Below are 6,693 nucleotides of genomic sequence, written 5' to 3'. Positions count from 1 at the left end.
AGATGCGCGGGTGGCGGAATAGGCAGACGCGCTGGATTCAGGTTCCAGTGCCCGAAAGGGCGTGGGGGTTCAACTCCCCCCTCGCGCACAACCGGAAGCCCCGGTTCGGAGAAATCCGAACCGGGGCTTCTTGTATGTCCGGGCAGCGGCGGCAGGTTGATCCCGTGTCGGCGGCCCGACCGGAGCGATCCGGCCTCGCCCGCCGGGCCCGCGTCGACCGCACCCCGGCGAATCGGCTAGCATCTTCGACAGCACCCAGATGCGCGGGTGGCGGAATAGGCAGACGCGCTGGATTCAGGTTCCAGTGCCCGAAAGGGCGTGGGGGTTCAACTCCCCCCTCGCGCACAACCGGCAGGCCCGGTTCGGAGAAATCCGAACCGGGCCTTCCTACGTGTGCGGGGCGGTGTGGGAAGAGATCAGGAATTGCCGCGTTCCTCGGACGGGGTGTGCGGCAGGTTGATCCCGTGGCTGGCGGCCAGTCGGAGCAGCCCGGCGATCCGGCCCTCGCAGGCCTGCACACCGTCGAAGTCGCCATCGTCGGCGGCCTTGGCCAGATCCTCGCGGGCCGCGGCCAGCTGGGCGCGGAGCTCCTCTTCGAACATCGCGGTCACCTGACCAGCATGTGCCGGGGGTGCGGATTCCTCAACCGTGGCCGGATCGGTCGTCGTCATGCCGGCCGCTGCCGAACCGGCGGCGGGCCCGCTGGCCCAACGCGGTGAAGCCGGCCGCCAGGAAGACCAGCGTGTAGACGATCTGCACTACCACCACCACCCGGGAGGACTGACCGGTTGCGACGATGTCGCCGTAGCCGACGGTCGCCATGGTGACCACCGTGAAGTAGAGCGCGTCCAGCCGGGTGTTCAGGCCGGAGAACTCCCCGGGCCGGCGGGCCAGCACGAAGTAGGCGGCGGAGAAGGCCACCAGGGCCAGGACGGAGACGGCCAGGATGCCCAGGGCCGGCAAGCCCTGCTCGCTCTCCCGCATGATGAGGGCGATCTGGCGGATCAGCACGACGGCCAGCCCGGCCAGGATGGACAGGAAGACGGTCCAGCTCAGCACCGGGTGTTCCGGGCCGAAGCTGCCCAAGGGCACCGTGAAGTAGGCGGTCAGCAGGGCGGTGGGGCAGACCACCAGGACCAGGAAGGCCATGAACGGGGAGGGGCGCTTCGGCGGGGCCATGCTCTCCACCTTGGGCCGAGTCGGGTGCGGCGGCCCGGTCTGCTGCGCCGTCCGGGCCTGGGGCGGTTCGGGTCGGCCGGGTAGCGTGAGGGGTATGGAACCGCAGTCCGTCATCCGCTCCGTCAACATCGGGACGGCGCGGCCGACCGAGTTCTCCGCGCCCGGGGTGACCGGGATCGACAAGCGCCCGGTGACCGGCCCGGTGGCGGTCGCGGCACCGGCGCAGGGCAGCGGTGTGACCGGTGACACCATCTGTGATCTGCGCCATCACGGCGGCCCCGATCAGGCGGTGTACGCCTATGCCGCCGAGGACCTGGCCGACTGGGCGCTGGAGCTGGAGCGGGAGCTGCCGCCCGGGGTGTTCGGCGAGAACCTGACCACCGAGGGCCTGGACGTCAGCGGCGCGCTGATCGGCGAGCGCTGGCGGATCGGGGACGCGCTGCTGCTGGAGGTCTCGGCGCCGCGGATCCCGTGCCGCACCTTCCAGGGCTGGCTGGGCGAGCAGGGCTGGGTGAAGCGGTTCTCCGAGCGGGCCCGGCCAGGTGCCTATCTGCGGGTGGTCGAGGCGGGGCCGGTGGCCGCCGGGGACGCGGTGCGGGTGGTGCACCGGCCGCAGCACGGGCTGGACGTGGCCACCGTCTTCCGGGCGGTGACGCTGGAGCCCGCGCTGCTGTCCCGGCTGCTCCCGGTGGCCGAGCTGCCGGAGAAGCTGCGGGACAAGGCCCGGCGGCGGGTCGAGGCGAAGGCGGACTGAGTCATGGCGGAGCGAACCGCGGCGGCAGCGCAGTACCAGGCGGTGGCGGTGGTCGCGGTCGGCGGTGTGCTCGGTGCGGAGGCGCGGTACGGGCTGGGGCTGCTGTGGCCGACGCCCCGGGCGGCCTTCCCGTGGACCACGCTGCTGATCAACGTGGTGGGCTGCCTGGTGATCGGGGTCTTCCTGGTGGCGATCACCGAGGGGCGGCCGGCCCACCGGCTGGTCCGGCCGTTCTTCGGTACCGGCGTGCTGGGCGGCTTCACCACCTTCTCCACCTACTGCGTGGACGTGCGCCGGCTGCTGGTCGGCCATCATCCGCTGCTCGCGGTCGGCTATCTGACGGGCACCCTGCTGGCCGCGATGGCGGCGGTGGCGGCGGGCGCGGCCGGCACCCGCTGGTGGCTGGCCCGGCGCGGGGGTGCGCGATGAGGTGGGGCGGGCCGGCACTGCGGCTGACCGTACTGGTCGGTGACACCGACCTCTGGCACCATCGGCCGCTGGCCGGTGAGATCGTGCGGCGGGCCCGAGCGGCCGGGCTGGCCGGCGCCTCGGTCTTCCACGGGGTGGAGGGCTACGGCGCCGGGCGGGCGGTGCACTCGGCCGGGCTGCTCTCGATCAGTGACGGGCTGCCGGTGGCGGTGGTGATCGTGGACCGGGCCGAACGGGTCCGGGCGTTCCTGCCCCGGCTGGACGAACTGCTCGGCAGCCGCGGGCTGGTGACAGTGGAAGAGGTGCACGTGTACGGCGGGCCGGAGGCCGACGGGTGAACGGGGCGGTACTGGTGGCGGTGGGTGCCGTGGTGGGCGCGCCGCTGCGGTTCCTGACGGACCGCGCGGTGCAGGCGCGGTACGGCTCGGACTTTCCGTGGGGCACCCTTGCGGTGAACGCGCTCGGCTCCCTGGTGCTGGGCCTGGTGACCGGGGCGGTGGCCGCCGGGGCCGCGTCCGGGCAGCTGCAGCTGCTGGTCGGCACCGGGTTCTGCGGGGCGCTGACCACCTACTCGACGTTCAGCTACGAGACGCTGCGGCTGCTGGAGACCGGCGCCCGGGGTTGGGCCGCGGCCAATGTCGCGGTGTCGCTGGTGGTGGGGATGGCGGCGGTGTACGCGGGCGCCGGGCTGGCCGGGCTGCTGTTCTGACGGCCCGCCCGGTCCACCCGACTGTTTTGGTCAGACCGTCAGCCCGCTCTCCACGCGCCGGATGTGATGGCGTGCCATCGCCAGGTTGGCGCGGGAGCGGTCCAGCACCAGGTAGAGGAAGAGGCCCTCGCCGCCCGCTCCGGTGAGCGGGCGGATCAGGTGGTACTGGTGGGTCAGCGTGGTGAGGATGTCCTCCATCGCCTCGCCGGTGCGGCCCTGCAGCTCGTTGGCCCGCAGGGTGGCCCGGACCAGGTCGGTGCTGCCGGCCGCGGCCAGGGTGAGGTCCAGGTCGGCGGAGTGGCCCAGGGTGCCCAGGGCCATGCCGCTGCCCATGTCGACCAGGGCCGCGCCCAGGGCGCCGTCGATGGTCAGGGCCTCCTTGAGCGCCGTCTCGACTCCGGCCATCGGGTACCTCCAGGTGCGGGGTGAGGTGATCGTGCTGCTGGTCACGAGGGTAGGGAGATGGCGGGTGCATGCCGGGTGGCTGATCGGTATTGACTGATAGTTGTCCGGACCTGCCGGAGATCGTCCGTGCAGGGTCGACTGATGGCAGGAGGAGCCGGGTGATGAGGCTGCGGTGGAAGGTCCGGTCGGCCGGGGCCCGCGCGGTGGTGCTGGTGCTGCACGGCGGGCGGGAGGCCGATCTGGCGCCGGCCCGCCCCTGGCAGCCGGCGGCGGTGCGGATGGGGCCGTTCCTGCGTCCGCTGCGCCGGGCCACCGCGGGCGGCGCGGTGGCGGTCGGCCTGGTGCGCTACCGCCACCGGGGCTGGAACGGGGACCGGGCCGACGCCGCCCAGGACGTGCTGGCCGCACTGGACGCGGTGGCCGCCGAGTGCGGGCCGGTGCCGGTGGTGCTGCTCGGGCATTCGATGGGCGGTCGGGCCGCGCTGCGGGCGGCCGGGCACCGGGCGGTCACCGGGGTGGTCGCACTGGCCCCGTGGTGCCCGCCGGACGACCCCTGCGAGCAACTGGCCGGCCGCACCCTGGTCACCCTGCACGGCGACCTGGACCGGGTGACCGACCCGGCCGCCACCCTGGCCTTCGCCGCGCGGGCCCGGGCGGCCGGGGCGGCAGTCGCCGGGATCGAGGTGGCCGGCGGCGACCACGCGATGCTGCGCCGCCACCGGGACTGGCACCGCGGCGCGGCCGGCCTGGTGGCCGCGCTGCTCGGGTTGCGGCCGGTGCCCGGGCCGGTGGCCGAGGCGCTGGCGGCGCGCGGGGCGGACCAGACGGGGCTGCACATCCCGCTGCCCAGGAGCCGCTGACCGGGCGGCAGGCGGTGCCGCTAGTTGTCCCGGACGGCGCGCACGCCCAGCACCGCGGCGGTGGACACCAGTTGGCAGACCGCACCCGCCGCCAGCACCGTCCCGGTGCCCAGCAGTGCCGCGGCCGGGCCGGCCAGGGCCAGCCCCACCGGGCCGAGCGCGAAGGCACCCAGGTAGCCGTAGGCGCTGACCCGCGCCTGCAGGTGGTCCGGGATCAGCCGCTGCCAGGCCAGCGCGGTCAGGCTTCCGGAGACCGCGGAGGCGGTGCCGGCCAGCAGCGCGGCCGCGCAGACCCAGGGCAGCGCGGCACCGAACGCCAGCGCGGCCGAGGGCAGCACATAGCCGAGCCCCGTGATCATGGAGACCAGCACCGGGCGGCGCGGGTCGCGGCCGAGCAGCAGCAGTGAGCCCAGCACCGAGCCGCCGCCGAAGCAGGCCATCACCAGCCCCCAGGCCCGGGCCCCGCCCAGATGCTGCTCGGTGCTGGCCGGGCCGAGCACCAGGAACGGTGCCCAGAGCAGCAGATTGAAGAAGCAGGCCTGCAGGCAGGTGGTCCACAGCCAAGTGCGGGAGCGGAACTCGCCCCAGCCCTCGCGCAGTTCGGCGAGCAGACCGGGCCGGCGCCCGGTCGGCGGCAGGGCGATGGCCACCCGGCTGAGCGCCAGCAGGCTGATCGCGAAGCTGCTCGCGTCCGCTGCCAGCACCACCCCGGGGCCGGCCCAGGCGGTGAGCAGGCCGGCCAGCGCCGGCCCGGCCACATTGGCGGTGGAGCGGACCAGCGTGATCATCGCGTTGGCCTGGGCGAGCTGCTCGGCGGGCGCGATCCGCGGGATCAGGGCGTTCAGCGCCGGGGTGAACACCGCCTCGCCGACGCCGCCCGCCGCCGCCAGCGCCAGCAGCAGCCCGAGCGGCCGGTACCCCGTCAGCAGCGCGACCGCGAAGCCGCTCTGCGAGACGACCCGCACCGCGTCGGCGGTGAGCATCACCCGGCGGCTGCCCAGCCGGTCCGCCGCCGCGCCGCCGACCAGCAGCATCAGCACCACCGGCACGATCCGGGCGGTCAGCACCCAGCCGAGGGTGTCGGCCCCGCCGGAGCCGTGCAGCAGCGCGAAGGCGAGCGCGACGGGGGCCATCGCGGAGCCGAACAGCGAGGTGGCATGGCCGGGCAGGAACCAGCGGAAGTTCCGTTCCCGCCGTAACAGGGACATGGCGGAGCGCACCCCACGGGCCCGTCCGGGCCCGTGGCGCTCCTTCAGCGCGGTGGTCATGGGTAGCAGCGTGCCGCGCGCAAATGTCGGCGCACAAGGGTTTCGCGGCCGAAAACTGAGTTATTCGGCATCAATTTCTGACTATGCTTCAAATGGCGCAGTAAATCGGCGCTGAGCTGGGCGAAGAGGGGATTTCCAGTGGTTGATTTACTGCGGGAACCGGTGGAGTACTCGGTTGCGGTGGAGCACTATCTGACGGCTGCTCGGCTCTCCGAGGGCTCCCGGCGGGTGTACCGGATCGCGCTGGCGACCTGGGCCTGGGCACTGGCCGGCCGCACCCCGCCGGTCGGCGAGGAGCGGCGCCGGGCGGCCCCGCCGGTGCTGCCGCTGGCCCTGCTGGACGATCCCCGGGCGGCGCGGCGGCTGCGGTCGGCGGTGGCGGCCCGCGCCGCCGAGCCGCGCACCGTCAACCGGGAGCTGTCGGCATTGCGCGGCGCGATCGGCTGGTGGCGCGCCCAGGGCTGGCTGACCACTGACCCGCTGGCCGGCGCGGCGGTCGAGCCGGCGGCGGTGATGGGAGTCCCGCCGGCCGAAGTCCCCCAGCCTCCGGCCGGGGGGACCCCCATGGGGAAGGGCCCGCTCACCGAGGCGCAGGTGCGGGCGGTGCTGGCGCTGCCGGCACCGCTGCGGGACCAGGTCTGCTGGCATCTGGTCCATGAGTCGGGGGCGCCGATGGGGCGGATCCTGGCGCTGGACGTGGACGACATCGACCGGTCCGGGCGGCGCGGCCGGGGTCGGGCGGCCGATCTGAGCTGGGGTGCCGGAACCGCCCGGCTGCTGCCGCTGCTGCTGGTCAGCCGGGCCGGCGGGCCGCTGCTGCTGACGGACCGCCGGGCCCCGGCGACGGTGCCGGCGGCCGACCGCTGCCCGCTGACCGGGCGCGGGCGGCTCTCCTACCGGCGGGCCGCCGAACTGTTCACGGCGGCCACCCGGGAGCTGGATCCGGCAGGCCGGGGGTGGACACTGCGCCAGCTGCGCCTCGGGGGTCCCCCCGGCCGAAGGCTGGGGGAGGGCACGCCCGGGCCGACGGGCGCCGGGCGGCGCGGACGGCGAACGGCCGGCCCCGCCTGAGCGGCGGGACCGGCCGAT

The 6,693-nt window shown here is 74.6% G+C and carries 10 protein-coding genes and 2 tRNA genes; 8 read left to right on the top strand and 4 right to left on the bottom strand.

Translation table 11 applies throughout. The features are described 5' to 3' along the window. The first annotated feature begins 4 nt into the window (after positions 1–4). Positions 5–88, top strand: a tRNA-Leu gene (locus P3T35_RS18135). Between the two features lie 173 nt (positions 89–261). Continuing rightward, positions 262–345, top strand: a tRNA-Leu gene (locus P3T35_RS18130). A gap of 71 nt (positions 346–416) precedes the next feature. On the opposite strand, the gene P3T35_RS18125 is transcribed toward P3T35_RS18130, so the two are convergent. Both P3T35_RS18125 and P3T35_RS18120 read right to left on the bottom strand, forming a co-directional pair. Continuing rightward, on the bottom strand, positions 417–611 hold the full coding sequence (locus P3T35_RS18125; protein ID WP_101380653.1) for a hypothetical protein: 195 nt from the start codon (positions 609–611) through the stop codon (positions 417–419). A gap of 31 nt (positions 612–642) precedes the next feature. Then, on the bottom strand, positions 643–1,179 hold the full coding sequence (locus P3T35_RS18120; RefSeq protein WP_101380652.1) for a potassium channel family protein: 537 nt from the start codon (positions 1,177–1,179) through the stop codon (positions 643–645). A 94-nt stretch (positions 1,180–1,273) separates the two neighbouring features. Between P3T35_RS18120 and P3T35_RS18115 the strand changes: the two genes are divergently transcribed. The 4 genes from P3T35_RS18115 to crcB are packed head-to-tail and all read left to right on the top strand — an operon-like array spanning position 1,274 to position 3,071. Continuing rightward, complete coding sequence (locus tag P3T35_RS18115; RefSeq protein ID WP_101380651.1) at positions 1,274–1,933, top strand: MOSC domain-containing protein; 660 nt, start codon at positions 1,274–1,276, stop codon at positions 1,931–1,933. Positions 1,934–1,936: 3 nt separating this feature from the next. Continuing rightward, positions 1,937–2,362, top strand: coding sequence for a CrcB family protein (locus tag P3T35_RS18110; protein ID WP_101380650.1), 426 nt, complete (start codon positions 1,937–1,939; stop codon positions 2,360–2,362). Next, entirely contained in the window at positions 2,359–2,700 is a 342-nt protein-coding gene (locus P3T35_RS18105; protein WP_101380649.1) for a DUF190 domain-containing protein, read from the top strand. Before P3T35_RS18110 ends, P3T35_RS18105 begins: the two co-directional genes overlap by 4 nt. Continuing rightward, a complete protein-coding gene (gene crcB / locus P3T35_RS18100; protein WP_101380648.1) occupies positions 2,697–3,071 on the top strand; it encodes a fluoride efflux transporter CrcB in 375 nt (124 codons plus the stop codon). Before P3T35_RS18105 ends, crcB begins: the two co-directional genes overlap by 4 nt. A gap of 30 nt (positions 3,072–3,101) precedes the next feature. Here the strand turns inward: crcB and P3T35_RS18095 are convergent, their stop codons facing one another. Continuing rightward, the gene (locus tag P3T35_RS18095) at positions 3,102–3,476 is read right to left on the bottom strand and encodes a hypothetical protein (RefSeq protein WP_101380647.1); all 375 of its coding nucleotides are present in this window, start codon (positions 3,474–3,476) and stop codon (positions 3,102–3,104) included. Positions 3,477–3,637: 161 nt separating this feature from the next. On the opposite strand from P3T35_RS18095, the gene P3T35_RS18090 reads away from it, so the two are divergent. After that, complete coding sequence (locus P3T35_RS18090; RefSeq protein WP_101380646.1) at positions 3,638–4,336, top strand: alpha/beta fold hydrolase; 699 nt, start codon at positions 3,638–3,640, stop codon at positions 4,334–4,336. 20 nt (positions 4,337–4,356) lie between these two features. Here P3T35_RS18090 and P3T35_RS18085 read toward each other — a convergent pair whose 3' ends face one another. Beyond that, positions 4,357–5,604 carry an MFS transporter gene (locus P3T35_RS18085; RefSeq protein WP_101380645.1) on the bottom strand — a complete coding sequence of 416 codons (1,248 nt, stop codon included), beginning with the start codon at positions 5,602–5,604 and terminating at the stop codon, positions 4,357–4,359. 138 nt (positions 5,605–5,742) lie between these two features. On the opposite strand from P3T35_RS18085, the gene P3T35_RS18080 reads away from it, so the two are divergent. Next, the gene (locus P3T35_RS18080; RefSeq protein WP_180356474.1) at positions 5,743–6,675 is read left to right on the top strand and encodes a hypothetical protein; all 933 of its coding nucleotides are present in this window, start codon (positions 5,743–5,745) and stop codon (positions 6,673–6,675) included. Positions 6,676–6,693: the final 18 nt, after the last annotated feature.

The sequence above is a fragment of the Kitasatospora sp. GP30 genome, assembly GCF_029892145.1.
GTDB classification, from domain to species: Bacteria; Actinomycetota; Actinomycetes; order Streptomycetales; family Streptomycetaceae; genus Kitasatospora; species Kitasatospora acidiphila.
This window is presented reverse-complemented; position numbering and strand designations above follow the sequence as displayed.